This window comes from Arthrobacter sp. N199823 (assembly GCF_002929705.1).
GTDB lineage: Bacteria > Actinomycetota > Actinomycetes > Actinomycetales > Micrococcaceae > Specibacter.
This window is the reverse complement of sequence record NZ_PJIN01000019.1, coordinates 1-24,803: the sequence shown is the minus strand read 5'-3', so window position 1 is coordinate 24,803 and position 24,803 is coordinate 1. Positions and strand designations below refer to the sequence as shown.

Sequence of the window (24,803 nt, the reverse complement as noted above, 5' to 3'; positions counted from 1 at the left end):
AACCTCTGGCGCCGCCGTCCGTGGAGGCCGCGGCAGCAAGTTCTTCGGCGAGCAGCCCGGCGGCCGGTTCAGCATCACCGGCGTTTCCGATGCCATGCTCCGATCGAACCTTGGACGGATCCGCATCGTTGATGTGAAGCCGAAGTCGCGGCTTGAGGATCCCGAAACTGTCGCCGTTTTCGATTGGACTGTCGAGGTTTGCGCCCAACATGGTTGGGACTACGAGGTGTGGTCATGGGCCTCGGAGACCATGCTCCGGAACATCAAGATGCTGGCCTGCGGGCGACTGTCGACTCATCTTGATCGACAGTTGGCCATGCGTGCCATCGACTCATGTAACGGGTCGGCTCCCTTAGTCGACATCGTCAGGGCCGTGTGTCCTTCGGAGACTGACGAGATGGCGGTGCGTCCGGTGATCCTCCATCTTTTGTGGCGGGGCATTCTCGCCGCCCACATGGAAACGCCTATCACTGACCGGACGCTGCTCATCCTTAGAATGGAGGAATCCGGTGAGTTCAACCTTTGATGTGACCGTGGGAGCCTTTGCGCTTCCTGGCCACGGAATTCGCATCGGAGCGGTTCAAGGAGTGAAAATACAAGATCCTGCGCAAGACGGCACTCGTCCTGTCTGAGGTCGACCACACTGGCACGTATCAGTGGGATATCTCAAGGAACACGGCTCCGAACGATGGACTCAATAGCGTGTTTCGCCCGGTTCAGGAGCAGTTCGAGGCGTGGCTGACCCAGCAAGGTCTGGTCCAGACCACACAGGAGCTGTACGCAACCGTTGGTCGCCGGACGCTGGCGTCGTGGCAAGGGCAGAGAATCTAAGGCCCTGCTGCTTTGACTGGCCCAGATGTGGCTTCAGCCTTGGTTGCACTGGCAGAGAGTTACCAGCCCGGCAGCATGCGGTCAGTGCTCACATCCGTGCGGGTGCTGTGCCGATTCCTCGAAGAAGCCACTGACTGCTCGGGCCTGGCCAGGGCTGTTCCACGGATCGTTTCACGGCGCGTAAGGCATGTTTCCGTGCTGTCCGTTGAGAAGGTCGTGTTGCTGACGAACTCGCCTGACCCGGGCAAGGTCGTCGGACGGCGTGATCGGGCGATGCTGTTGCTGGGGGCGCTTACCAGGTTGCGCCCCGTCGATATCGTTGCCCTGCACCTGCCCGATATTGACTGGCGGCAGGGACGCATCACCCTGGCGCAGCATAAGACCGATGCTGTGCTGACCCTGCCGTTGTTGGCGGATGTTGGGGAGGTGATCGCTGCCTATCTGCTGCATGACAGACCTGCCGGGGTGAACGATGACCAATGTGTTCCTTCGTGCACAGGCCCCGCACGTTGCCCTCGCGCCTTCAAACGGTTTGTATGACGTCTCAGCTCGCGCCCTTGCCCGGGCAGGACTCGGTTCCCAACCCGATCAGGGCCGCGGGTTTCGAGTGTTGAGATCATCTCTGGCGACCAGAATGCTCGAAGATGACACTCCGCTGCCGGTGATCTCCGGAGCGCTCGGCCACCGCAGCATTTCCTCGGCGAAGCACTATCTGAGCGCCGATGAGGAACGCATGCGGGCATGCTGTCTTGATTTCGCAGGGATCGAGCCGAGAAGGGCAATGCCATGAATCGTTTTGTCAGCGCCCTGGCGGCTCAGATTCAGGGCCTGCTGGATGTCAAGCATGCGATGGGGCTGCCCTATGAGTAATCCGGGCAGACATGTTCAGTTCGGTTCACATGTCGGTCGGTCTTCGCCTGTCTCTACTCCTCCGTTTCCCACGCTGATTGAAACGGCTACGTTCCGCGAAGTGCGCAGGCTGCAGCGAGATCGGTCCGCCCGGATATGCCGTAACGCCGTGGTCTTTGGTGACCATGCCCCAGCTCCAGCTGTGGCCGCGGATTACCAGCAGCGGCGCCCAACGACTTACCGCTTCCGTGCACGGAACCGCATTGCCTGGTGCACAAGACCGGTGCGTACAGATATATCGAGACCTACCTGCCGGGCTGTGGCTGTCAGTTCTGAAGGCTGCGCGAGCCGGTGCGGCGATCGGTCGACGAGGTGAATCAGCTTGGCTGCCGGCGAGGCGGTCAGATCATAACCGATCAGCATACCGCCCGGTCTTAGTACCCGAGCTGCTTCCGCTATGGCAGCCTGCCAGTTCAGGACGTGATGGAGCATCAAGAAACTAAGCACAAAATCGAACGACGCGCTTTCAAAGGGAAGCGCCGTCGCGTCCGCTTGTTCCACCTTGGGAGCCGGGCTTGGGAAGCGACCGCGGGCGCTGGCTACCATACCCTCATCGAGGTCGGTGATCGTCAGACGAATTCCAGGTGCCCGCTGCAACAGCGCCGCCGCCATCGCGCCGCTGCCAGCACCTAGTTCGAGTACATCGCCACGAATATCGTGGCCTTGAAGCGCCCAGGGCAGGACGACAGATCCCGTGAAGTGCCGCCAGGAGGCGCTCCGGCAAAGCGCCGTTTCAATTCGGGACATCTTCGGCATAAAGCTCTCCGATCTAGAGGTCTGCAGCATGATTCTGAGAGGGCGGAAGGGCGGCACCATCTTACCCCCTGCAAGGCCGGTCGAAACAGCCCGCCTGTCGACGCTGGGCCCTGCCCTTTCGCGACCGAGCCTCTCTCGGCTCCCGGACAATCCAAGCAGCAGGGCAACAGATGCTCCTGGGGTCACGGATCCAGTCCAAGAACTGGTTGGAAAGAGTAGGAAAGGATTCACAAGTGCCTATCCAGGTCGCCCTGGATTCATCGACCGGCGGCACGCCTTGCGCCGGAGGCCGTAACGGAATCGTCGACTGGAAAATACTTAACTTAGTCCTTGCCTGTGTCAATTCAACATGCCTTCGAAGGAGTACGTAGATTCTTTCTTACGGCGGGTGCCGGTTCTCGGCCGGTCCCGAATGACATGGCGAGCTGAATAGGCGTCAGGGCATGGTTGACGGTCCCGCGGCCGCCGGAGGCAGAACGTCCTCGTCCCGCACAGTTCGGTGCATCACCTTCACCCCGCCCCCCGGTTACAGAGCGCAACCAGCAACGCGCCGCGGATCAAAAGAGGTGCCGTGCATAGAGCTGGGTCTACCTGCATTTTATTGATCAAAGATTCGTATGCGGCCGGAAGCCTGGGCCGAACCTTCCTCCCGCTTCACACCCCGGTCACGGCCCGCACCTGTCCTCCGCGCAAACGCGCCTCGGACACCCCCGTTAGCCGAGGGCGGCCCGAGACCCGTCCGACCCGTCCACGACCTGAAAACTCTCACCGTTGTCCACGGACCCGCCCTCCTTCACCGCCTGCACATGCCTGACCCCAGTGTGGCAGATACGGTACGGAGCCTGCCATGGTTCGCGGAACAGACACTCAACATCGGCGCCGGCGACGCGGCCGTCCTGGGCGTGCACGACGGCAGCCTGGTCGAAATTGCCAGCCGGGACGGCAGACCCCACGGGCCTGTATCTGTATGAAGACAACGTGATCGTTGAGGTCGTTGACGAACACAACCGCTCCGTGCCGCCGAGTGTGTACGGGGACAAAGCCCTGATTACGGTACTCTTCAGCCGGACCCAGCGACTCATCCGCTATGAACTGGACGACAACTTGCGGCTGGCGGCTGATAGTGGCAGCGCGGTTCTGCCCTTCAGGAGGATTGATGGCATTCAATGGCGCAGCTCGGACATCCTGCGACTGCCGGGGATATCGGGCGCAGAGGTGGCCGTACACCCGATCATGTTCCATCACGTACTGGATTCCCTGCCTGGGAGTGGATGGCAGGTAGTTCAGGAGGTGGACGGACTGCGGGTACTTTTGAGCGGCAGTTCGCATGGTGCAGGTTCGGATGGTGGAACGGATGCGGCGGTGGTGGACGCGCTCAGGGGCGCGTTGGTGGTACAGAATGTCCTTGTGCCGCGCATTTCAGTACACCGGGTGGACACCATCCCAAAAAACGCGACGGGCAAAACGCCGCTGATCAAGACGGCGTTCATAGAGCGGGTCCACTTTGAACCCTGGAGGTCGCTCAAAGATTTTTATGCGCGGTCGGAACCCTGGCCGAATGCTCCACCTGTTTCACGATCCTGCTCCACCGGCCCGGGGACCGTTCCCCGAAACCGTCGCCGCCCCGATGAGAACCCCGCTGGGACGGCTGCCTGACACCTCTGTACCATCACCCGGCCGCTGGCCCCCGAGCCAGGCCCTGGCAGTATGGGGTGTCGACGGGGTCTTTGGCATGTATCACAGCTCCCGGTTCCCGAAGAGCCAGCAGGGTGTGCGGCGGGACTTCCAGGACCCGCCCAGGAACCAGGTCTGTTCGGGCTGCCTCCAGGGAGCTGTCGAGGACGAGTTCCCAGTTCGGCGCGTATTCGGACGGTGGCAGGGTGAACTTCCGCGCCTCTGTGCCGGCGTTGAAGTAGAGCAGGAGGTCGGAGTCGGTCATCTTGCTGCCGGTAAGGTCGGAGCAGCGGATGCCGCTGCCGTTCAGGTACATTCCCAGCGCCAGTTCGGTGCCCCGGGTCCAGTCCGAGGGTGCCATCGGGCCGCCGTCCGGTCTCAGCCAGACGACGTCGGGCAACTGTCCGCCGTCGGGCTGGATGACGGGTTTTCCGCTGAAGAACCGGCGCCGGTGGAATGTGGGGTGTGCCGCGCGCAGCCGGCTGACGGCGACGGTGAATGCCAGGAGGTCTTGGTCCGCGCTGTTCCAGTTGATCCAGGCCAGGTCCGAGTCCTGGGCGTACGCGTTGTTGTTGCCGTGCTGGGTCCGCCCCACTTCGTCGCCGTGCAGGATCATCGGAACCCCTTGGGAAAGCAGCAGCGTGGCCATAAGGCTGCGCTGCCGCCTGGAGCGCAGCCGCAGGACGGCGGGGTCGGCGGTGGGTCCTTCGGCGCCGCCGTTCCAGGACCGGTTATGGGTTTCGCCGTCTCTGTTGTCTTCCCCGTTGGACTCGTTGTGCTTGTCGTTGTAGGACACAAGGTCAGCCAAAGTGAAGCCGTCATGGGCGGTGACGAAGTTGACGGAGGCCATGGGGCGCCGGCCCGAGTGCTCGTACAGGTCCGAGGAGCCGGTCAGGCGGGAGGCGAACTCGCCGAGGGTGGAAGGTTCGCCGCGCCAGAAATCCCGGATGGTGTCCCGGTATTTTCCGTTCCATTCACTCCAGTTCGGCGGGAAGTTTCCCACCTGGTAGCCGCCGGGCCCCAGGTCCCAAGGCTCGGCAATCAGTTTGACCTGGGAGACGACGGGGTCCTGCTGGACGAGGTCGAAAAAGCTGGAGAGCCGGTCGACGTCGTAGAATTCACGGGCTAGGGCGGCTGCCAGATCGAAACGGAAACCGTCCACGTGCATCTCGGTCACCCAGTACCTCAGGGAATCCATGATGAGCTGCAGGACATGCGGGGTGCGGACATTGAGCGAGTTTCCGGTGCCCGTGTAGTCCACATAGAACTCCCGTCGGGCCTCGTCAAGCCGGTAGTACGAGGCATTGTCGAGGCCCCGGAAGGACAGGGTGGGACCAAGATGGTTGCCTTCGCCGGTGTGATTGTAGACGACGTCGAGGATGACCTCGATCCCGGCCCGGTGGAGGGTGCGGACCATCGTCTTGAATTCCGTGACCGCACTGACCCCGTTGAGGGCGGAGTCATAGTCGTTATGTGGGGCGAGGAACCCGACGGTGTTGTATCCCCAGTAGTTCGACAGCCCCCCGTCGACAAGGAACCGGTCATGGATGAACTGCTGGACCGGCATCAGTTCGATGGCCGTGACACCGAGCTTTTGCAGATGCGCCACGATTGCAGGATGGGCCACGGCCGCGTAGGTTCCGCGCAGGGGTTCAGGGACCTCGGGGTGAAGCCGGGTCAGCCCCTTGACATGGGCCTCGTAGATCACCGTGTCGTGATAGGGGGTTTTCGGAGCCGTGTCGCCCTGCCAGTCGAATATGGGGTCGATGACCACGCCGGCCATCATGTGCGGCAGAGAGTCGGAGTCATCGAGTCGTCGCGGATCCGTCTGACTGTATGCAAAAAGCGCGGGATCCCAGTGCAGGGCACCTTCGACGGCCTTGGCATAGGGATCGAGCAGGAACTTATTGGGATTGAAGCGGTGGCCGGCGGATGGCTCGAAGGGGCCGTCCACCCGGTATCCGTAGCGCTGTCCCGGCCCCACCCCCGGCAGGTAGCCGTGCCAGACGTATCCATCGACTTCGGTCAGCGGCACCCGCATCTCGGAACCATCCCCGCCCACCAGGCACAGCGTCACCGCAGTACCGGACCGGGTGAACAGGGCGAAATTGGTGCCGCGTCCATCAAACGTGGCCCCCAGCGGATACGCGGTTCCCGGCCAGACACGCACTTCTACCATCTCCTTGCACATCCGGCGGTGGATCCATGCGCACCCGGCATGAGGTGCATTCCCAGGATCCCCATGATCACAGCCGCCAGCCCCAGAACGGTCAGCAACATGGCGGACGAGGACCGAAAGGTCCGCGCTACCTTCGTGCTGATCATGGACCCGTTTATTCCGTCCTGTGGGGCTGGTCGTCTACCGGTACTATTCTATAAGGCGTAGCAGTGGTCTCCGGACAAGCCGACTACTTGAGACCGACGTCATTCCGACCGTCTCGCGGCGATCCGCACTGCCGATCCTGCCTTCCAGCAAGGAGCACCTGTGGTCTCGAGCACTCACGTTGGGCGGTACCGGGAGATCGCCGAGGTTCTGGCCCGGCATGGTCTGGGCTTCCTCTCCGGCATCACCGGGCTTGAGCGGTGGTTCCCGTTCCATCACGGGGTGCTGGGCCATGAGCCCCGCGGGATGCCCTACACGAATCCCGAGCACCTTCGGCTGGCGTTTGAACAGCTTGGCCCGATGTTTATCAAGCTCGGCCAGCTGCTGTCAACGCGTTCGGATCTGCTGCCGCCGGAGTATCTGCAGGAGCTGGCCAGGCTTCAAGACGGGGCACCGCCGGTTCCCGTTGAGACGGTGCGCCGGCTGGTACAGCAGGAACTCGGCGACGTTCCTGAGGAGCTCTTCGCCGGGTTCGATGGCGAACCTCTGGCCAGTGCCTCGATTGGGCAGGCGCACGCTGCCATCCTCAAAGACGGGACGCGCGTCGTCGTCAAGGTCCGCCGGCCCGGCGTTGTTGCACGCATTCAGGAGGACCTGGAGATCCTGCAGAATCTGGCCGCCCAGGCGGCCCGCCGGTGGGAGGCTGCCGACGACGACGACCTGACCGGTCTGGCTGAGGAGTTCGCCCGGACCCTGCGTGCCGAACTCGACTATTTGCAGGAAGGGCGGAACGCGGAACGGTTCGCCGGGAACTTCGCCGGGGATCCGGACATTCACATTCCGCGGGTTTTCTGGCGCACCACCACCTCCCGGGTGCTGACCTTGGAGCGGATCAGCGGGGTGAAGATCGATGATCTGGAAGGCCTGGACCGGGCCGGGATTGATCGCCGCCCGCTGGCCGGCCGGGCGGTCGCCGCCATTGCGTAGATGATCTTCGAGGACGGTTTTTCCACGCCGACCCTCATCCGGGAAATCTTTTCATCGAAACGGGCGGCCGCATCGGGCTGATCGACTTCGGCATGGTCGGTGAAGTGGACGAGAAGCTGCGGGGGCAACTCGCCGTCCTGCTGGTCGCACTGGCCCGCTCCGACCCGGAGCGGGCCGCCTCGGCCTTGCTGGACCTATCTATCACGAAACGGCCCGTGGACCGTGCGCAGCTGCGCGCAGACCTCACCGCGGTCATGGCCCTTTATCAGGACCGCCAGCTGGCCGAGATTGACATCACGCCGCTGATCGGCCGGTTGCTCACCTTGCTGCGCGAGCACCACCTGCAGCTGGCTCGTGAAATAGCGCTGATCCTGAAAATGGTTCTCATGGCAGAAGGCATGGGGATCCGGATCCGGAATTCAACCTGACCGAGACGCTCAGCCCCTATGCGCAGCGGCTGGCACTGCAAAGCATCTCACCTTCCGCCTATGCCGGGCGGCTGGGACAGGCCGGTCTGGATGCCGCCGAACTGGGCGTAGAGCTGCCCGGGAAGATCCGCCGGATCCTTGACCTCATGGATACGGACGGCGTCGAACTGCATCTGCGCGCGGCCGAACTCGAGCCCCTCATGGGACGTGCCGAGCGCATCGGCAACCGCCTGGTGGCGGGCCTGGTGGCCGCCGCGTTCATCAGAGGTGTGGGCGAACTGGTCGTTGCAGACAAGGAAGAGTTCCGCCGATGGGCGCGGCCGCTTATGGGAGCAGGACTCGGTGCGGGCGCTACGCTGGGTTCCTATCTAGCCTGGACCGCGCGCCGGAAGAAACGCTGACCCGCCACCTGTCACTGTGACTGCTTTCAGGATCGGAGGATCAGTGGTTGTAGGACTGTCCCCGTACGGGGCCGGCCCTGGCTGTCGTGTTGTCCGGTGTCCCACTTAGGTCGAGCATGCCCCTGAGCAGATCCAGGACGGTTCCGGTGACGGCTCCGAGCGGGGCAGGACGAGATCCGGTTGGTGTGTCCTGGTCCGCCGTCAGGGCAGGTTCCCCCGGCTCGTCCGCGGGACGGACCGGGAAGGTAAGGCCCCGGGTATCCACCGGGAACCGGAACTCGTACAACGTCTGGTTGGCATGGCAGGTCGCCACGAAGGTGTCAGGACCGATGAGGCCGCTGAGAGCGCCGGCGAGACCATAGTCGAAGATGATCTGGAACTACATGGCCCACTCGCCGGCCAGCCGGATATGGCGGGTCTCGTCCAGGCGGCTGGCCAGCCGCCACGGCGGAGAGGTCGGCGGCAGTTCGGTGACCTGCCGCAGATCGGGACTGTCCAGCGGGATGGGATCGCCCACCCCCGGCTGATAGGGGCTGCGGCGGCGAAAAGACTCCCGGAAGCTGCGGAAATAGTGTTCGTCGAGCAGTTCGGCCAGGGACCGCGCCACCACTACGGCCGGCAGGCCCGGGTCCGGGGCCAGCGCTGCCGCGAGGGCACCGCGGGCCTGCGGGCCTGCGGGCCGAACACGACCGCCGACGCTTGGGCGGGTAGCAGCGGCATCACGCCGGCTACGATCTGTGCCGCCCGCACCCGGCAGGCCGGATAGTGCATCCGCTCCTGCAGCACCGGGTGCTCGTCACGGCACAGCTGCAACAGATGCGTCAGCGTGACCAGCGGCTCCGTCTCTGCCGCAATGGCCGTCCGGACCGACTCGACACGCTGTGGCAGCGGCAGCGGCCGGGTCAAGCAGGGGGCGCACTCCGTCACTGGCGCACCACCGAGCTGATCATCCGGGACAACAGCATGGGGGCAGCGGTGCCACTGCCGGCGTTCTCTGCACCGGGATCGTTGGCTGAGGACAGCGCGGCGCGGAACCGGTTTCCCGCTTGAACCATCCACCAAACGGCGGCCAGGGGAACGGGGAACCAACCCACGGCCGGTTCCATGCAACACGCAACATGCTGTTTACTCATCGGCATGTCCGGGCTCGTGTGCGGGTCTGTCCCAACCCGTGGCGGGCGAAAATTTTCAAAATCTCCTGATAGCGCTGCAAGCCTAGATTCATGGCAGTTGATGTTCCAATCTCCCATCAAAGTACATGCCCGTGGAGAAGCAGTACAAGGAAGGGACTCAGACACCTTACGGGACTCTTGTTCCTTTGTAGTTCCTCCGATCAGGTTGCTTCAGGCTCCTCAATGAAGCCGGCTAACGCGTGATCACAACCTTCAAGGCGTTGGTTTCAGACGCCCGGGGAAGGTGTCGTACGCGTCCAGGATGTTCTCCAGGGCCAACCTGTGGGTCGCAAATTTCTCCGCAGGGAGCTTTTGCTGGGCCACCAGCCTGAGAAGCATGGGCGTGGAGTTGGTGTTAACGAGCCCCATGCTGATGTTGATGTTCTGGATCCACAGATCCTCGAAGTACAGTTCGACATGCTTTCCGTGAACACCCACGTTGGCGACGTTGCCTCCGGGCCGGTCGGTCTGGGTGGCCATCTCGAACCTCTGGGGTAGGCCCACGGCTTCAATGGCAACATCCACGCCCAGGCCATCCGTCAGGGCCAGGACCTGTTCTTTCCAACCGGATCCGGAAACGACGGTCTCGGTGGCGCCGAAGGTTTTGGCCTGCTCCAGCCGGTTCCCGTCGAGGTCGATGGCGATGATGGTCGCGGCCTCGTGAAGTCCTGCCGTGGCGATTGCTGCCAGCCCGACCGGCCCGGCGCCGATCACCGCGACCGTATCGCCGGGCTTGACCCGGCCGTACTGGACGCCGATTTCAAACCCTGTGGGCAGGATGTCCGAGAGCATGACGGCCTGCTCGTCGCTGACCTCTTCGGGCAGCAGGTGCAGCGAGTTACCCGCATAAGGGACGCGCACATATTCGGCCTGGGTGCCGTCAATGAGGTGGCCGACGATCCAGCCGATGCCGGACTGTCCTTCATCGCCCAGGCAGTGCGAGTACAGCCCTGTCCGGCAGTTGGCGCAGTGCCCGCACGATTTGATGCAGGAGATAATGACCCGGTCGCCGACTTTGAGGCTGCCGACGGACGCGCCGACCTCCGTGATCGTGCCGACCCCTTCGTGGCCGAGGATCCGTCCGGGCTGGATGGCGGGGACGTCACCTTTGAAGATGTGCAGGTCGGTACCGCAGATGCTAGTCGTGTCGATCCGCACGATGGCGTCAGTGGGGTTGACGATTTTTGGGTCAGGTACGTCCGGCCAGGATTTCTGTCCCGGTCCGCCGGAAACAAGTGCCTTCCTTGCGCCTTCTCAGTGTTGCCCCGCGGCAAGCGTTCGGACAACTAAGCATTTCGACCGCTGTGACCGGTGTGAGCATACCAAGGCGCAGGGCACCCCGGCCAGCGGACGTTGTGCCGTCTATCGGCCTGGAAACTTCCGGGGCGACTGGACACGGCGTTTCCCAGGCACTGTCAGGAAGCCCATGGACAGTACAACCAGGCCCATGCCGACAACACTCCAGAAGGTCAGGGGTTCTCCCAGGACGAGTATCGACAACAAGATGCCGAACACCGGCACGAGGAAGGTCCACGCCGAAAGTGTATCCAAGCGGCAGTGCTGGACCTCGGTAAACCAGCCGAGGAATGCCGCGGCGGTCCCCACGAGGGACAAATACAGGAGAATGCCGACGAACCGTGCACTCCAATTTATGGTCGGGGTCCCCTCGGTCAGCCAGGCTGCCAGCGCCAGTATTAAGCCGCCGATTACGAAATGCCACCCGATCACCGGCAGAACGTTGGCCTTCAGCTGCCTGGAAATAAGCGTTCCGGCCGTAATCGCCAGAGCAGAGATCAACGACAGCCAAGCCCCGGTGCCCGCGCCAGCCGGCGCGGCCACAGCCAGCAGCCCGGCAAAGCCAACACCAACTGCGGCCAACGTCCGCGGTGACACTTTTTCCTTGTAGATCCACCAGGCCGGAAACACGATGAGCAATGGCTGGGCGTTGGACAGGACCGAGGCGGCCCCCGTCGAGAGCCCGACCAGGCCGCCGAACATGGCACCGAAGGCCACCGAAACGTTGACAACGCCCAGCACCGTTATCAGCAGCCAGGTCCGGCGTCCACGTGGCATCGGCGTCCGCCGCAGCCCCGCCACCGCGAGGAGGGCTGCGCCGGCGAGGAGCGCCCGCAACGTGGCGAACCACAGGACCGGCGCGTCCTTCAGACCGATGTCGATGGCCATAAAGCAGGATCCCCAAGCAAAGGTGATCCAGAGCATGCGCAGCGGCTTCGGCCGCCGCAAGGGGTGCCCCCGTCCGGCCGGTCCCGCAGTGATGCCTCCATCATGCTTACGCATGGGAGCACCGTGGTTGCCGCCGCTGGAACGGAATCGGGACGAAGGGCGGTCCGAGAGGTTCATGAACGTTCGTCCTCATCTCCTACAGCCGTGATCATTGACTTGAATTCCGGGCCGGTACGTGATCATCAGGCTACGCGAAACGGAGCCAGCGACCCGGCGGGTACCGTCCCGCTGCCGGCCGCACGTAAGCGGCCAAGGGCGCCGGGGCAGCAGCGATGGCTGCGCCCCGGAGAACCGGCAGCAGGAACGACAGCCATCACGAGAATAGGGAATGACCGGTCGAGGCTGGCGGCGCACCGGCCGCTACCGGGTGTCCGAGCCATGCGGCCCGGTGGGCCTCGGGTTGGTCTTGCCCGGCCTCGGCCTCGGTATGAAGGCGGGCACCCGGCGGGCATAGTCGCGGTATTCATCCCCGAATTCGGCCGTCATGTCCTTCTCCTCGTGTTTGGCCAGTCGGTGGTAGACCACGGCGAGGATCGGAAACATGATCAGTGTCAGGAGGGTGGGCCACTGCAGCAGGAAACCGAACATGATGGTCAGGAACCCCAGGTACTGGGGGTGGCGCACGCGGGCGTAGATGCCGGTGGCCGCCAGCCGGTTTTCGCGTTGGGCGGCGTAGAGGATCCGCCATGCCTGGTAGAGCAGGATGAAGCCGGCGGCGATGAGCACGTTGCTGAGCAGGTGCAGCGGGTTCAGGTGCGGGTCCCCCTGCCAGCCGAAAAGGTCCTGCCACAGGTGCCCGGAGTTGTGTGTCAGCAGGTTCAAGTCGGGGAACCGGCTGCCCAGCCAGCCGGAGAGGAAGTAGATGGTCAGCGGGAAGCCGTACATCTCGCTGAACAGGGCGATGATGAAGGCCGCGAAGCCGCCGAAACCCCGCCAGTCCAGTTTCGTCCGGGGCTTGACGAAGCTGAACGCGAAAATAATGAAGATGGCCGAGTTCAGGATCACCAGGAACCAGAGGTTGTAGCCGTAGTCTTCAGGCATCGTTCGTCCTTCCTCCGGTAGTGTGCCCGTGGCCGCCGTGGCCGCCGTGGCCGAAGAGGTGCATCCCCAGCATCCCGGCGACGAAGAGGTAGGGCAGTGCGTCGAGTAGGTGCAGCCAGTGGCTGGTCAGCAGGTAGATCACGGCAACGATAATCAGGACGGTCAGCCCGCCACGGATAAGCAAGGCCCTGCGGTCAGGAACCGGATGCATGGGAAGACGCGGCTCTGGCTGGCTGCCGTCCGGATGCTGGTGGTCGTGGCTCATGGATGGTCTCCCGGCAGGGCGGGCACATTCTCGGTGAGGAAGTCCTTTCTCATGCCTAGTGTTGAGTCGGTGATCTTCATGGAGGCCGCCGCATTGGGAGCCGTTTCGGTCAGGGCGCGGATGGCGTCGATGGTTTCGGGCACGACGATGGCCTCGTTGTAGACCTGGTAGGTCAGGAAGGCCTCGTCGCCCTGGACGGTGACCAGGTCCTCCCAGACCGCGACTTCCCACATGTCCCCGCGGGGCCGGCCGAGGTCCTTCATCAGTTCGATGGTCGAGTTCAGCGCGACTAGCCCGTCGGCCATCCGGATGAACGCGATGCGCGGTGCGGCCCGCAGCGCCGCGAGGACTTCCTCCCGGCTGGCTGCCCGGGTGAGCTGGAGGGTCCAGTAGTGGTTATGGGTCTGGGTGTGGGCCCCCTTGGCCGCGATGGTCACCAGGTCAAGGCCGGGCAGGACCGTTTGGGCGTCCGGGCCCTGGTGCGACGGTATCTTCGGTTCCGGGACCATCGTGTTCATGATCCCGCCCAGGTGCGACTCCCACGGGTCGGTGGCCCGGCGGATGAGGACTCCGCGGGCCTTGGCCAGCAGCCCGGCATCCTGCAGTGCACCCAGGACCCGCACGATGCTGGTGGTGTTGCAGGAGACCACCCGGGTCATGTCCCGTCCCAGGGCACTGTCAAAGTTGGCCTGGGCGACGAACGAATGCCCCGTTGTCTCGTGGGCTTCCCCGCCCTGCAGAATGACCTTGACACCTGCCTCCCGGTAGCGGGGCAGGTTGACCGCTGCTACGTGTTTGGGCGTCGTGTCGGCAATGACGTCAACCTGTCCCAGCAGATCTTCCAGGCCCCCGGCGACGGACAGCCCCGCCCGGCCCATGGCCTCCCGCGCTTCGTCGGTGGAGGCGAACAGGGGAAATCGCCCGGCGGCGGACTGGATCCGCCAGTCAGTGACGACGTCGGCGATGCCGACCAGTTCCATGTCGGGCTGCAGGGCGACGGCGTCCGCCACCCGTTTGCCGATGACCCCGTATCCGTTGACGCCCACTCTGATCTTGCTCATTGGTCTGCCTTTCCGGTTTGCGGTTGCGTGGTTTCTTGTATGGTTGGTCCCTGGCCTGACGGTCCCGGCGTTCGGGGCCGCGCTATGGGGAATTCCTTTTCGTCGCCGCCGGCGAGCAGCACGTAGCTTCCGGCGACGCCGACGCGGACCGGGGGGGCGGTGCAGGGCTGCAGCCGGACCCGCAGGTGTTCCGGGCTCAGGTGCATGTCGATCCGGTGGCCCCGGTACCGGACCTGGAATCCGACGCTGCCCAGGTGGGCGGGCAGCCGGGGATCAAAGGTCAGGGCATCCGCCTCCATCTGAAGCCCGGCAAAGGAGCGCATCACAATGTCGACCGTCCCGGACATGGCGCCCAGATGGATCCCCTCCCGCGTGGTGCCGCCCTGGGTGTCGTCCAGGTCGGCGATCAGGGCTTCGCGGAAGACCTGCCACGCCCGGGACGTGTCGAACCGGGCGAGCACCGAGGCATGCACCACGCGGCTGAGCGTGGACCCGTCCGCGGTGCGGGAGAGGTAATAGTCCATGGTGCGTTCCAGGTCCGCTTCGGTGACCTGGTAGCCGAGCCGGTCCAGCTGGCCGGTCACGCCGGCGGGCCCGAGCAGGTAGATGAGCATCAGCACGTCGGCCTGTTTAGCCAGCTTGTACCGGTTCGTGGCGTCGTTTTCGGCTTCGAGGATCAGGTCCAGCCGCCCGATGTTGCCGTATGTGGTGCGGTAGCGGGCCCAGTCCAGTTCGCTCAGGTCATCGTACCCGTCGAACTGGCTGATCACCCCGTCGGCGTGGAAAGGGACAGCGAGCCTGGAACCGAGCCGCGACCATTCGCTGATCTCATCGGGGGTGATGTGCAGCCGGTCGGTCAGGTGGTCGCCGGGATGGCCTGCCAGTTCGTCCAGCACGTCGGCCGCGCGGTCGCAAACCCAGGAGAGCAGCACGTTGGTGTAGGCGTTATCGCGCAGGCCGGCCCCGGGCGCATCCGGGTATCCGTCGTGGTACTCGTCTGGTCCCATGACCCCGTCGATGTGATACCTGTCCGCAGAGGGGTCGAAGGCCGCCAGGGAGGCGAACATTCGGGTCACCTCAATGATCAGTTCCGCCCCGCGCGCGGCCAGCCAGTCCCGATCGCCCGTGGCCTGGAAGTGCTGCCAAGCGTTGTAGGCGACGGCGAGTCCGACGTGGCGCTGGCGGCTGGAGTTATCCGGCATCCACCGGGCCGAGCGGGTGTTATAAAGCCCGCGGGGGGTCTCCTCCCGGCCGTCGCTGCCGCTCTGCCAAGGAAACAGGGCACCTTTGAGGCCGTGTGCCCGCGTGGCCTCACGCGCCGTGTCCAGCCGGCGCCACCGGTATTCCAGTAGTGCGCGGCTCACGTGCGGGAGGCGGGACCCGATCACAGGCATGACGAATAGCTCGTCCCAAAAGACGTGCCCGCGGTATCCTTCCCCGTGCAGGCCCCGAGCAGTCACGCCGGCGTCCAAGGTCCCACTGTGTTCCGAGATGGCCTGTAGTACGTGGAATACGTGCAGATTAAGGATCAACTGCGACTGCCGGTCCGCGTCCAGGGTGATCCCGAACCGGTCCCACAGTCGGCGCCAGGCCGCTTCGTGGTCTCGGAGCAGCGCGTCGAATCCGTCACCGTTCCGGGACAGCTCCGCCAAAACGGCGACCGACGGCGATGAGATGGCGGCGTCCCGGGAGGTTGCCAGCGCCGCCGTCTTGGTCATCGTGGCCGGTTCTCCGTCGGCCAGGCGGAGCTCGAACTGTCGCAGATACCGTCCGTTACTGTTTTCAGTATCACGGGATTTCACCTCCGGGCCGTCGAATTCGGTTCGCACCGCGGCGGCGATGCGTATTCGGCTCTGGTTGGTTTGGACGTCACAGAGAACGGTGTTGCCGTCCGTCTCGGTAAATGTCACGTCGGTCAGATGCATCTGGCCGGTGCCGACGTAGGCACCCACGTTTGAGTTGGCGACCTGTGCGTCGATGCCTGTGCGGATGCTCACGGTGCCGGTGAAGCCGTGGGCCGTCACGGTCATCTCCAGGGCCGCCAGGTGGGGGTTGTCCATGGAGACCAGTCGCCGCTGCGCAACGGCCAATTGCCCGCCTTCGGGACCCGTGAGGGTGGCGCGGCGGGTGAGCACGCCGCGGCGCAGGTCGAGTTCGCTTCGTTCCTCGGAAACCACTATCTCGCCGGTTGACCACCAGTGGCCGTCGCCAATGCGGATGTCGAGCGGCAGCCAGTTGGGGACGTTGACCAGGTGCTCTTCTTCCAGCTCGCGGCTGTGGATGAGACCCGTGGTCCTGTTGTAGACGCCGGCCAGGTAGGTGCCGGGATAGTGGATCCCGTTATCGCGGTGCTCCGGGCGCGCACCGCGCGTGGCCATGTATCCGTTGCCCAGGGCGGTCAGGGCCTCCCGGTGGCCCTCGTGCGCCGGGTCGAATCCTTCGTAGACCAGCGTCCAGGGGTCGGTGCGCGAGGCCCCGAGATCCAGCTGGCCGACGTCGCCGAGGACGATGTCGGCACCGGCCGCCTCCAGTTGCTCCCGGTACCCTGTGCGGTCGATCCCGACCACCAGTCCGAAACCGCCGGCGCTGCCGGCCCGGACCCCGGCCACGGCATCCTCGATGACCACGGCACGCCCCGGCGGCACGCCGAGCCGGCGGGCCGCCTCGAGGAATGTCGCCGGATCCGGCTTGCCGGGCAGACCCTGATCCGCGGCCACCTGGCCGTCAACGATCACATCAAATGCCGGCGCCAGGCCCGCGGCCTCCAGCAAAACCTGCGCGTTGCGGCTGGCAGTGACGAGAGCCACGGGAATGCCCCCGTCGCGCAGCCGCTCCAGCAGCGCGACGGTTCCCGGATAGGCGCTGACACCGTCCCGGTCCAGCGCGGCCAGAAACAGGTCATTCTTGCGGGCCCCCAGCCCGGCAACAGTCCAGGCATCCGGCCCGTCCCCTGCGCTCCCTGCGGGAAGCCGGATGTCGCGGGAGGCCAAGAAGGCGCGGATGCCGTCTTCGCGGCTCCGCCCGTCCACGTAAAGCCGGTAGTCCCGGTCTGCGTCGAACGGCGGCGTGTCCGCTCCCACGCCGGATCCCGAGTCGGCCAGGACGGAATCGAAGAGCTCCTTCCAGGCGGCCGCGTGCACACTGGCGGTCCGGGTGACCACCCCGTCCATGTCGAAGAGCACCGCCTCATAGGGCAGTCTGGTGTGGTGCGCGGGCGTCTGGGGCGGGTGTAGTCCGCCGGGCCGAGCGGAGGCCATGCTAAACGGGTTCCTCTCGTGATTCATCAGCCGGCCATTGCCAGTTCCTGATTTCTGGCATGTCTTCGCCATGGGTGCGGATGTACTGGCGGTGCTCGATGAGTTTGTTCTTCAGCTCCTCGCGGACGTGGGCGGACACATCCTTGAGCCGCGGCACCCGGTCGATGACGTCGATGGCCAGGTTGAACCGGTCGATCTCGTTGAGCACGCACATATCGAACGGTGTTGTGGTGGTGCCTTCTTCCTTGTACCCGCGGACGTGGAAGTTGCCGTGGTTGGTGCGCCGGTACGTGAGCCGGTGAATCAGCCACGGATAGCCGTGGTAGGCGAAGATCACCGGCTTGCCCGAGGTGAACAGCGCGTCAAACTCACGGTCCGTCAGGCCGTGGGAGTTCTCGGCGTCATCCTGCAGCCGGAGCAGGTCCACCACGTTGACCACCCGGATGGACAGGTCCGGGAAATGGGAGCGCAGGATATCCACGGCGGCGAGGTTTTCCATCGTCGGCACGTCCCCGGCGCAGGCCATAACCACGTCGGGTTCGGTGTCTTTGTCGGTGCTCGCCCAGTCCCAGATGCCGATGCCCTTGGTGCAGTGCGCGATGGCGTCAGCCATGCTCAGGTACTGCAGCTGCGGCTGTTTGCCAGCGACGATGACGTTGACGTACTGGCGGCTGCGCAGGCAGTGATCGGCCACGGACAGCAATGTGTTCGCATCCGGTGGCAGGTAGACCCGCACTACCTCAGGCTTCTTGTTCAATACGAGGTCGATGAATCCGGGGTCCTGGTGCGAGAACCCGTTGTGATCCTGCCGCCACACGTGTGAAGTCAACAGGTAGTTCAGGGAGGCGACGGGCCGCCGCCAGGGGATTCCGTTGCTGGTGTCCAGCCATTTGGCGTGCTGGTTGAACATCGAATCCACGATGTGAATGAACGCCTCGTAGCAGGAGAAGAACCCGTGACGGCCGGTAAGCAGGTAGCCTTCGAGCCAGCCCTGGCAGGTGTGTTCGGAGAGAATCTCCATGACCCTCCCGTCACGGGCCAGATGGTCGTCTTCGGGGACGGTCTGTGCGTTCCAGGTACGGTCGGTGGCTTCCAGGACTGCTGAGAGGCGGTTTGAGTTGTTCTCATCCGGGGCAAAGACCCGGAAGTTCTCCATGTTCGCCGCCATGACATCGCGCAACATTTGCCCGAGGACACGTGTTCCTTCCACCGCACCGGTGCCAGGTTCTGTCACCGGCACAGCGTAGTCGCGGAAATCCGGCATCCGCAGGTCTCGCAGCAGGATTCCGCCGTTGGCGTGCGGGGTGGCGCTCATCCGCTTTGGCCCCGAAGGGTGGAGGTTGCGAATGGATTCGACAGGGGCCCCGGACTCGTCGAAGAGTTCCTCCGGGCGGTAGCTGCGTAGCCACTGCTCCAGGACTTCTCGGTGGCTCTCGTTTTCCCGAGCGGCGCTGAACGGTACCTGGTGGGAGCGCCAGGAGCCCTCGACCTTTTTCCCGTCGACCTCGGCCGGGCCCGTCCACCCCTTTGGGGACCGAAGAACGACCATCGGCCAACGGGGCCGTTCCGTTGCTCCTTCCTCTTGGGCGGCGCGTTTGATCTCTTGGATTTCATTGAGGCAGGCATCGAGCGCGCGGGCGAAGTCCTGGTGCATATGCTCCGGGTCTACGCCCTCCACGTAGTAGGGGGTGTGGCCGTAGCCGCGCAGCAGCCCGTCCAGTTCGTCCCGGTCCATGCGGGCCAGGACCGTGGGATTGGCGATCTTGTAGCCGTTCAGGTGCAGGATCGGCAGGACAGCACCGTCACGTGCCGGGTTCATGAACTTGTTCGAGTGCCAGCTCGCCGCCAGCGGCCCGGTCTCTGCCTCCCCGTCCCCCACGACGGCGGCGACGATCAGATCCGGGTTGTCAAAAGCCGCCCCGTAGGCGTGGGACAGGGCATACCCCAACTCCCCGCCTTCGTGAATGGATCCCGGGGTTTCCGGGGCGACGTGGCTGGGTATGCCTCCCGGGAAGGAGAACTGCTTGAACAGCCGTTTCATCCCAGCCAGGTCCTGGGACACATCAGGATACGTCTCGCTGTAGGTTCCCTCCAGCCACCCCGCCGCGACCGGCCCGGGCCCCCCGTGACCCGGGCCCATGACGTACATCATCTCCAGATCCCGTTCCATGATGGCCCGGTTCAAATGGGCGTAAATGAAGTTCAGTCCCGGGGTGGTGCCCCAGTGCCCCAGCAGCCGCGGCTTAATATGCTCCGGCAGCAGCGGCTCGTGCAGCAGCGGGTTGTCCATCAGATAGATCTGCCCCACGGACAGATAGTTTGCCGCCCGCCACCAGGCATGGATGCGCTGAAGCTGATCGGGTGTCAGTACGCGATCCTTCTCGGACAGTTCCTGAGTGTGGTTCATGGTTGTAGTTGCCTTTCGCCTTGGTCATGACGGTCGTAATCTGAAATGCTGTATCTACTTCGCGCCGGAGGGTTGGGGTGCTGGAGCGGCCTTCGTGGCCTGGCCCATGGTCCCGCCCGGCTGCGGCAGGTGAAGCCGCTTCAAGAGCAGGGCGTTGACGGCGACGATCACGCTGGAACCGGACATGGAGATGGCCGCGATCTCGGGGCTGAGCATGATGCCGAAGGCCGGGTAGAAGACCCCGGCGGCGATCGGCAGGGCGATCACGTTGTAGCCGATGGCCCAGGCCAGGTTTTGTCGCATCTTGCGCACAGTGCCCTTGCCGATGCGCAGCGCGATGGGCACGTCCAATGGATCGGAGCGCATCAGCACGACGTCGGCGGTCTCGATCGCCACGTCGGTGCCGGCGCCGATGGCGATGCCCAGATCGGCCTGGGCCAGTGCGGGGGCGTCGTTGACGCCGTCGCCGACCATGGCGACCCGTTTACCCGCCTTCTGCAGTTCTGTCACCTTGGCTGACTTGTCCTCGGGCAGCACCTCGGCGATGACGGTGTCGATTCCCAGCTGGGCGGCGATGCGTTTGGCGGTGGCCTCGTTGTCGCCGGTGAGCATGACCACTTCGATCCCGGCCTCGTGCAGGGCGGCCACGGCGGGGGCGGCGGTTTCGCGGGCGGCGTCGGCCAAGGCGATGACGCCGGCGGCGCGGCCGTCGACGGCGACCAGCACAGCGGTGCGCCCGGTGGAGGCCAGTGCCTCGCGCTGTTCGGCCACGGGGCCGATGTCGACGCCTTCGGCGGCCATGAGTCTGCGGTTCCCGACGGAGACCTGTCGCCCGTTCACGGTGGCTCCGGCGCCGTGTCCGGGGACATTCCGGAAGGACTTGGCGTCCAGCGAGGGCACGCCCCGGGTGACGGCGTAGTTGACGACGGCGGCGGCGAGGGGATGCTCGGATTCGCGTTCGACGGCGGCGACGAGAGCCAGGAGTTCATCCTCGCCGATGCCGTGGGCGATGAAATCGGTGACTTCCGGTTCGCCCTTGGTCAGGGTGCCGGTCTTGTCAAGAATGACGGTGTCGATGCGGGCGGAGGTTTCCAGTGCCGTGGCGTTCTTGAACAGCACGCCGCGTTTGGCGCCCAACCCGGTGCCGACCATGATCGCGGTGGGGGTGGCCAGGCCGAGGGCGTCGGGGCAGGTGATGACCACCACGGTGATGGCGAACAGGATGGCCTGGGCCACGCTGGCGCCGGCCAGCCACCAGGCCAGGAACGTCGCCGAGCCGCCAATCAGTGCCACTAGCACTAGCCAGAACGCGGCCCGGTCGGCCAGGCGCTGGCCCGGGGCCTTGGAGTTCTGGGCCTCCTGCACCAGTGCGACGATCTGCGCCAGGGCGGTGTCGGCGCCGACCTTGGTGGCGCGCACGCGCAGGGTGCCGGTGGTGTTCACCGATGCGCCGATCACCTCCGAGCCGGCGGATTTGGCGACCGGCAGGCTTTCGCCGGTGACCATGGATTCGTCGATTTCGGACTCGCCGTCCTCCACCATGCCGTCGGTGGGGATCTTCGATCCCGGGCGGACCAGCATCAGGTCACCGGGCATCACCTCGGCGGTCGGGACTTCCACCGTTTGTCCATCGCGGATGACCAGGGCCATCGAGGGTGCGAGCTCGAGCAGTGTACGGACGGCGTCGTTGGCGCCCCCCCGCGCCCGCATTTCGAACCAGTGGCCCAACAGCACGAAGGTGGCCAGGACGGTGGCCGCCTCATAGAACACGTCACCGCCGCCGCTCAGCGTGACAAAGAGGCTGTAGAGCCAGCCCGCTCCGACGCCGACGGCGACCAGGACCATCATGTCCAAGGTGCGGGCCTTCAACGCGCGGTAGGCGCCGTCGAAGAAGATCCAGGCCGAGTAGAAAATCACCGGCAGGGACAGGATCAAGGCGAAGACGTCGTCGCGCAGGCCGAATGGGGCCGGGACCGTGAAGCCGAGGACCTCGCGCCCGATAGGCGACCAGAGGGTGATGGGTATCGAGAGCAGGGCCGCGAGCAGGAACCGGTTGCGCATGTCCCGGATCATGGATTCCATCGACATGCCGTGCCCGCCGTGCCCGCCGTGCCCGCCGTGGCCCATGACTTCCTGCGCGTCTCGGACCGCAGCCTGGCCATGGCCGGCAAGCTCCCCGTGATCGCTCGCGTCCTGAACCGGGATGTCAGCGCGGCCCGGTGCCGCGGGTTCCTTCAGCGCCGTCGTTCCGGGTCCTGAATGGGTTCCGTGCCCGGCATGGTCTTCGTGCATGGGGTCGCAGATGTGCTCCGGCACCGACTGTCCGGCGCAGTGGTAACCGCACTCACGCACCCACCGGGTCAGCTCCGCGACCGTGGTCTGGTCCGGGTCGAAAGTGACGTTGGCGGTCTGCGCCACCGGGTTGGTTTCCACGCTGAGTACCCCCGGCCGGCGGGACAGCATGGATTCGCTGACGGACTTTGACGAGGCCCAGTGGACGCCTGCCACCTCCATGACCGCGGTTTGGGTTTTCTGATTCATAAGGATTGTCCCTTTCGGAAATGAGTTACTTCATGTGGTCCTAAAGTTCCAGCTCAGCTCATTGCTCGCCGGGAGCACGCCGCGGCGGAAGGAGCTGAACGTCAGCTGATGCCAAGAAGCCAGCGGATCCGGGCAGAGATGTCCTAAATGCGGAGGGTGGAAAGCAGGACCAGAGAGGCGGGGTACGTCTGCCTCGTGGAGGTGTCGGCTGCGGCCGTTGGCGGCTTTACCATCACGAAAGTGGGGCTGAAACCAGGTCTGTCCGAAACAGATAACGTCATCAGGGCAGGGGCTAGGCCGGTGGAGCAGTTCGCTTGCTGCCCCTCGCCAGGTGGGCAATGGCCAGGGCGGGCCGGATTCCCGGGGAAGGCTGATGCGTTGACGTCCGCTGCAGCAGCTCCGTCGTTGGAGAGGTTGTGGCTACCATCGGGCGATTTTGAATCCGACAGTACGGAGGACGCGAGGTGATGGCTCCACCCGGAGGCTTCGGACGACTGGCCTGAGTTCGTCTGCAAGCCAATGACGCCTGCGGCAATAACGGCGAGCACCGCAAGTGCCGCGAACCACGCGGACAAGGGGGAGCGAATGTCGCGGAGCCCTGCACCAGACATTGTGTTCCCCCCCCTGATCCTCGATCCGAAAGTCCTGCCGTGGCGCAGACCCCACTTTCGAGCATACAGTGTCGTTAGGCGCCTTGAGCCGTTGTTTCCAGCGACCGCACCAGCGCGAGGCCTTCACCTAGTGGCGGAAGGGTCCAGGGGAATAACGAATTGGGAGCCCACGGATGCGTCTTCGCCGGCGTTTTCGCGTGTAACGGGGTGCCCGCGCCGGCCCGCACAGTGCGGGCCGGCGCGGCGGGAGTGGCTATCTGCTTCCGGCGAGCTCATAGCCTGCATCGGCTACCGCGGCGCGGACAGCCTCCCGGGACAACGGTCCGGTACTGCGCACCGTAACCGTCGAGGTGCCGCGCGGCACCAGCGAGACCCGGATGTCGTTGACACCGTCCAGTTTGCCGATCTCACTGGAGACGCTGGAGGTGCAGCCCCCGCACGTCATGCCGTCGACCAGATACTCAGCGACAGTGGAGGCAGGGGTACTCGTTTGTATCTGCAGTCCTGAGTCCCCGGCCGGGCCGCAGCAGGAACAGCCTGCCTGGCTCGAAGCGTTGCGGGAGGTTTCCTGGGCCGTAGGTCCGCACATCATGATCTCCTCAATATGGTTGGTAGAGGTGCGGTGGAACGGGTCTCCCTGTGGAGGTAGCCCGGCTCAGCACCGCGGGGGACCTTCATTGCGTAGGGCCCTTCGCGGGTCTGAGACAGCGTGTTCCGGTAATCTCAAGGTATACCCCCACGGGGTATATGTCAATGGATTATCCTTGTGTCTTGGCTCATGTTTCGAGCAACGCTTCCCGGGTTTCACCGGTTCAGTTCTGTTGGCAGGCGGATCCAAAAGCTCGACGTAAAACGGGGGGCAGGGTGCCGGAAGAATGCGCCCGGTGTTGTTCCAAGGGATTCGTGGTGTAACCGGCCCCGGGGAAGGTGCCGGCGGTGTTGGTGCCGTTGTGGTCCTGGGTAGTTGGTGTTCTTCATTTGGTGGTGTGGCGGTCCCCGGTCTGGGCGTGTCCTTTGGGAAAATTGGGTAATTGATTCCCGGGACTCTGGAGTGATTGATGACGTTAGGTCTGGCGCCGACGCAGGGTGACTTGCTGCGCAGCACGGTTAACTTTTGTCATGGCCGGGTCGCCGAGGACTCCATTTATGCGGTGTTGCATCGGGAGTGCTTCAATTTGTTCCCGGATGAGATGTTCGCTGATCTCTTTACCGATGTGGGCCGGCGCAGTGTGCCGCCGATGATCGTTGCCGTTGTCATGGTCCTGCAGCGGATCGAGGACTGCTCGGACCGTGAAGTGGTGGACCGATTCGCTTTTGACGCGCGCTGGAAGTACGCCGCGGGCGGGCTGGACTTTGATTACCAGGGGTTCGTGCACACCGTGCTGGTGGACATGCGGGCCCGTTTGGCCGCCTCGAATGCTCCCGAACGAATTTTCAGGTGACCTTGGACGCGGCGAGGGCGGCCGGGTTGGTGAGGCGCAAGCGGGTGCTGGATTCAACCCCGTTGTATGACGCGGTGGCCACGATGGATACCATGACGCTTCTCCGCTCGGGCATCCGGGGCCTGCTGCGGGTCGCCGATGCCGGGTTGGAGGCCCGGCTGCGTGCGGTCCTTACCCGGGATGATGACTACGCCTCGGCGGGGAAACCGGTGTGTGCGTGGGATGATGCGGCGGCTCGGAAACAGGTCGTGGATGCCTTGGCCAAGGACGGGCACGCGGCCCTTACCGTGCTGGAAGGGCAGGAGCTGGAGACGGCTGTGGCACAGGCCGGGGAGTTGCTGGCGACACTGCTGGGCCAGGACCTGGATTGCGTGGACGGGGTGTTCCACATCGCCGGGCTGCTCGCCGAAGAACTTGCTGCCGCGGCCTCCACGGACGGCGGCGCCACGGGTC

General features: G+C 64.6%; 23 protein-coding genes and 3 pseudogenes. 11 read left to right on the top strand and 15 right to left on the bottom strand.

The window, feature by feature from the left end; genetic code table 11:
• The 4 genes and pseudogenes from CXQ93_RS20800 to CXQ93_RS21410 form a co-directional block, all read left to right on the top strand.
• Nucleotides 1–526 (top strand): annotated as a pseudogene (locus CXQ93_RS20800) (hypothetical protein); the annotation flags it as partial.
• Nucleotides 527–702: 176 nt separating this feature from the next.
• Nucleotides 703–831, top strand: coding sequence for a hypothetical protein (locus CXQ93_RS21220; RefSeq protein WP_258069135.1), 129 nt, complete (start codon nt 703–705; stop codon nt 829–831).
• 12 nt (nt 832–843) lie between these two features.
• Entirely contained in the window at nt 844–1,371 is a 528-nt protein-coding gene (locus CXQ93_RS20530) for a tyrosine-type recombinase/integrase (protein ID WP_146073293.1), read from the top strand.
• Nucleotides 1,304–1,621, top strand: a complete 318-nt coding sequence (locus CXQ93_RS21410; protein WP_104112089.1) for a tyrosine-type recombinase/integrase — start codon at nt 1,304–1,306, stop codon at nt 1,619–1,621. The genes CXQ93_RS20530 and CXQ93_RS21410 overlap by 68 nt, the downstream gene beginning before the upstream one ends.
• A gap of 296 nt (nt 1,622–1,917) precedes the next feature.
• On the opposite strand, the gene CXQ93_RS19610 is transcribed toward CXQ93_RS21410, so the two are convergent.
• Entirely contained in the window at nt 1,918–2,496 is a 579-nt protein-coding gene (locus CXQ93_RS19610) for a class I SAM-dependent methyltransferase (RefSeq protein WP_104112095.1), read from the bottom strand.
• Between the two features lie 806 nt (nt 2,497–3,302).
• Between CXQ93_RS19610 and CXQ93_RS20935 the strand changes: the two genes are divergently transcribed.
• Nucleotides 3,303–3,467, top strand: a complete 165-nt coding sequence (locus CXQ93_RS20935) for a hypothetical protein (protein WP_219817399.1) — start codon at nt 3,303–3,305, stop codon at nt 3,465–3,467.
• A gap of 7 nt (nt 3,468–3,474) precedes the next feature.
• Nucleotides 3,475–4,152, top strand: a complete 678-nt coding sequence (locus CXQ93_RS19600) for a hypothetical protein (protein WP_104112087.1) — start codon at nt 3,475–3,477, stop codon at nt 4,150–4,152.
• Nucleotides 4,153–4,165: 13 nt separating this feature from the next.
• On the opposite strand, the gene glgX is transcribed toward CXQ93_RS19600, so the two are convergent.
• Nucleotides 4,166–6,340: a glycogen debranching protein GlgX gene (gene glgX, locus CXQ93_RS19595; RefSeq protein ID WP_104112094.1), complete on the bottom strand. Its 2,175-nt coding sequence runs from the start codon at nt 6,338–6,340 to the stop codon at nt 4,166–4,168.
• A 315-nt stretch (nt 6,341–6,655) separates the two neighbouring features.
• Between glgX and CXQ93_RS21215 the strand changes: the two genes are divergently transcribed.
• The 3 genes from CXQ93_RS21215 (at nt 6,656) to CXQ93_RS21205 (ending at nt 8,309) form a co-directional block, all read left to right on the top strand.
• The gene (locus CXQ93_RS21215; RefSeq protein ID WP_258069134.1) at nt 6,656–7,480 is read left to right on the top strand and encodes an AarF/ABC1/UbiB kinase family protein; all 825 of its coding nucleotides are present in this window, start codon (nt 6,656–6,658) and stop codon (nt 7,478–7,480) included.
• Nucleotides 7,481–7,533: 53 nt separating this feature from the next.
• On the top strand, nt 7,534–7,908 hold the full coding sequence (locus CXQ93_RS21210) for a hypothetical protein (protein WP_258069136.1): 375 nt from the start codon (nt 7,534–7,536) through the stop codon (nt 7,906–7,908).
• A 146-nt stretch (nt 7,909–8,054) separates the two neighbouring features.
• Nucleotides 8,055–8,309 (top strand): hypothetical protein, encoded by a 255-nt coding sequence (locus CXQ93_RS21205; protein ID WP_258069133.1) that lies wholly within the window; start codon nt 8,055–8,057, stop codon nt 8,307–8,309.
• 379 nt (nt 8,310–8,688) lie between these two features.
• Here the strand turns inward: CXQ93_RS21205 and CXQ93_RS20525 are convergent, their stop codons facing one another.
• From CXQ93_RS20525 to CXQ93_RS19525, 13 genes and pseudogenes are all read right to left on the bottom strand, one after another.
• Nucleotides 8,689–8,919: a hypothetical protein gene (locus CXQ93_RS20525; protein WP_146073291.1), complete on the bottom strand. Its 231-nt coding sequence runs from the start codon at nt 8,917–8,919 to the stop codon at nt 8,689–8,691.
• Entirely contained in the window at nt 8,919–9,215 is a 297-nt protein-coding gene (locus CXQ93_RS20520; protein ID WP_146073290.1) for a hypothetical protein, read from the bottom strand. Before CXQ93_RS20520 ends, CXQ93_RS20525 begins: the two co-directional genes overlap by 1 nt.
• A gap of 17 nt (nt 9,216–9,232) precedes the next feature.
• A complete protein-coding gene (locus CXQ93_RS19575) occupies nt 9,233–9,442 on the bottom strand; it encodes a hypothetical protein (protein WP_146073289.1) in 210 nt (69 codons plus the stop codon).
• Nucleotides 9,443–9,674: 232 nt separating this feature from the next.
• Nucleotides 9,675–10,723: pseudogene (locus CXQ93_RS19570) on the bottom strand (zinc-dependent alcohol dehydrogenase family protein); the annotation flags it as partial.
• A gap of 120 nt (nt 10,724–10,843) precedes the next feature.
• Nucleotides 10,844–11,779: a DMT family transporter gene (locus CXQ93_RS19565; protein ID WP_104112093.1), complete on the bottom strand. Its 936-nt coding sequence runs from the start codon at nt 11,777–11,779 to the stop codon at nt 10,844–10,846.
• Nucleotides 11,780–12,085: 306 nt separating this feature from the next.
• Complete coding sequence (locus tag CXQ93_RS19560; RefSeq protein WP_104112083.1) at nt 12,086–12,766, bottom strand: isoprenylcysteine carboxylmethyltransferase family protein; 681 nt, start codon at nt 12,764–12,766, stop codon at nt 12,086–12,088.
• Nucleotides 12,759–13,031: a DUF2933 domain-containing protein gene (locus CXQ93_RS19555; protein ID WP_219817398.1), complete on the bottom strand. Its 273-nt coding sequence runs from the start codon at nt 13,029–13,031 to the stop codon at nt 12,759–12,761. The genes CXQ93_RS19560 and CXQ93_RS19555 overlap by 8 nt, the downstream gene beginning before the upstream one ends.
• Nucleotides 13,028–14,092: a type II glyceraldehyde-3-phosphate dehydrogenase gene (locus CXQ93_RS19550; RefSeq protein WP_104112082.1), complete on the bottom strand. Its 1,065-nt coding sequence runs from the start codon at nt 14,090–14,092 to the stop codon at nt 13,028–13,030. The genes CXQ93_RS19555 and CXQ93_RS19550 overlap by 4 nt, the downstream gene beginning before the upstream one ends.
• A complete protein-coding gene (locus tag CXQ93_RS19545; protein ID WP_258069132.1) occupies nt 14,089–17,349 on the bottom strand; it encodes a beta-phosphoglucomutase family hydrolase in 3,261 nt (1,086 codons plus the stop codon). Before CXQ93_RS19545 ends, CXQ93_RS19550 begins: the two co-directional genes overlap by 4 nt.
• A gap of 1 nt (nt 17,350) precedes the next feature.
• Nucleotides 17,351–19,756, bottom strand: coding sequence for a phosphoketolase (locus CXQ93_RS19540; protein ID WP_104112080.1), 2,406 nt, complete (start codon nt 19,754–19,756; stop codon nt 17,351–17,353).
• A gap of 54 nt (nt 19,757–19,810) precedes the next feature.
• The gene (locus CXQ93_RS19535) at nt 19,811–22,297 is read right to left on the bottom strand and encodes a cation-translocating P-type ATPase (RefSeq protein ID WP_104112079.1); all 2,487 of its coding nucleotides are present in this window, start codon (nt 22,295–22,297) and stop codon (nt 19,811–19,813) included.
• Nucleotides 22,298–22,440: 143 nt separating this feature from the next.
• Nucleotides 22,441–22,908: a hypothetical protein gene (locus CXQ93_RS19530; protein ID WP_104112078.1), complete on the bottom strand. Its 468-nt coding sequence runs from the start codon at nt 22,906–22,908 to the stop codon at nt 22,441–22,443.
• Nucleotides 22,909–23,161: 253 nt separating this feature from the next.
• Nucleotides 23,162–23,500 carry a heavy-metal-associated domain-containing protein gene (locus tag CXQ93_RS19525; protein ID WP_258069131.1) on the bottom strand — a complete coding sequence of 113 codons (339 nt, stop codon included), beginning with the start codon at nt 23,498–23,500 and terminating at the stop codon, nt 23,162–23,164.
• Between the two features lie 466 nt (nt 23,501–23,966).
• On the opposite strand from CXQ93_RS19525, the gene CXQ93_RS19520 reads away from it, so the two are divergent.
• Together CXQ93_RS19520 and CXQ93_RS19515 are read left to right on the top strand one after the other, a co-directional pair.
• On the top strand, nt 23,967–24,350 hold the full coding sequence (locus CXQ93_RS19520; protein WP_104112077.1) for a transposase: 384 nt from the start codon (nt 23,967–23,969) through the stop codon (nt 24,348–24,350).
• A 92-nt stretch (nt 24,351–24,442) separates the two neighbouring features.
• Nucleotides 24,443–24,803 (top strand): annotated as a pseudogene (locus CXQ93_RS19515) (hypothetical protein); the annotation flags it as partial.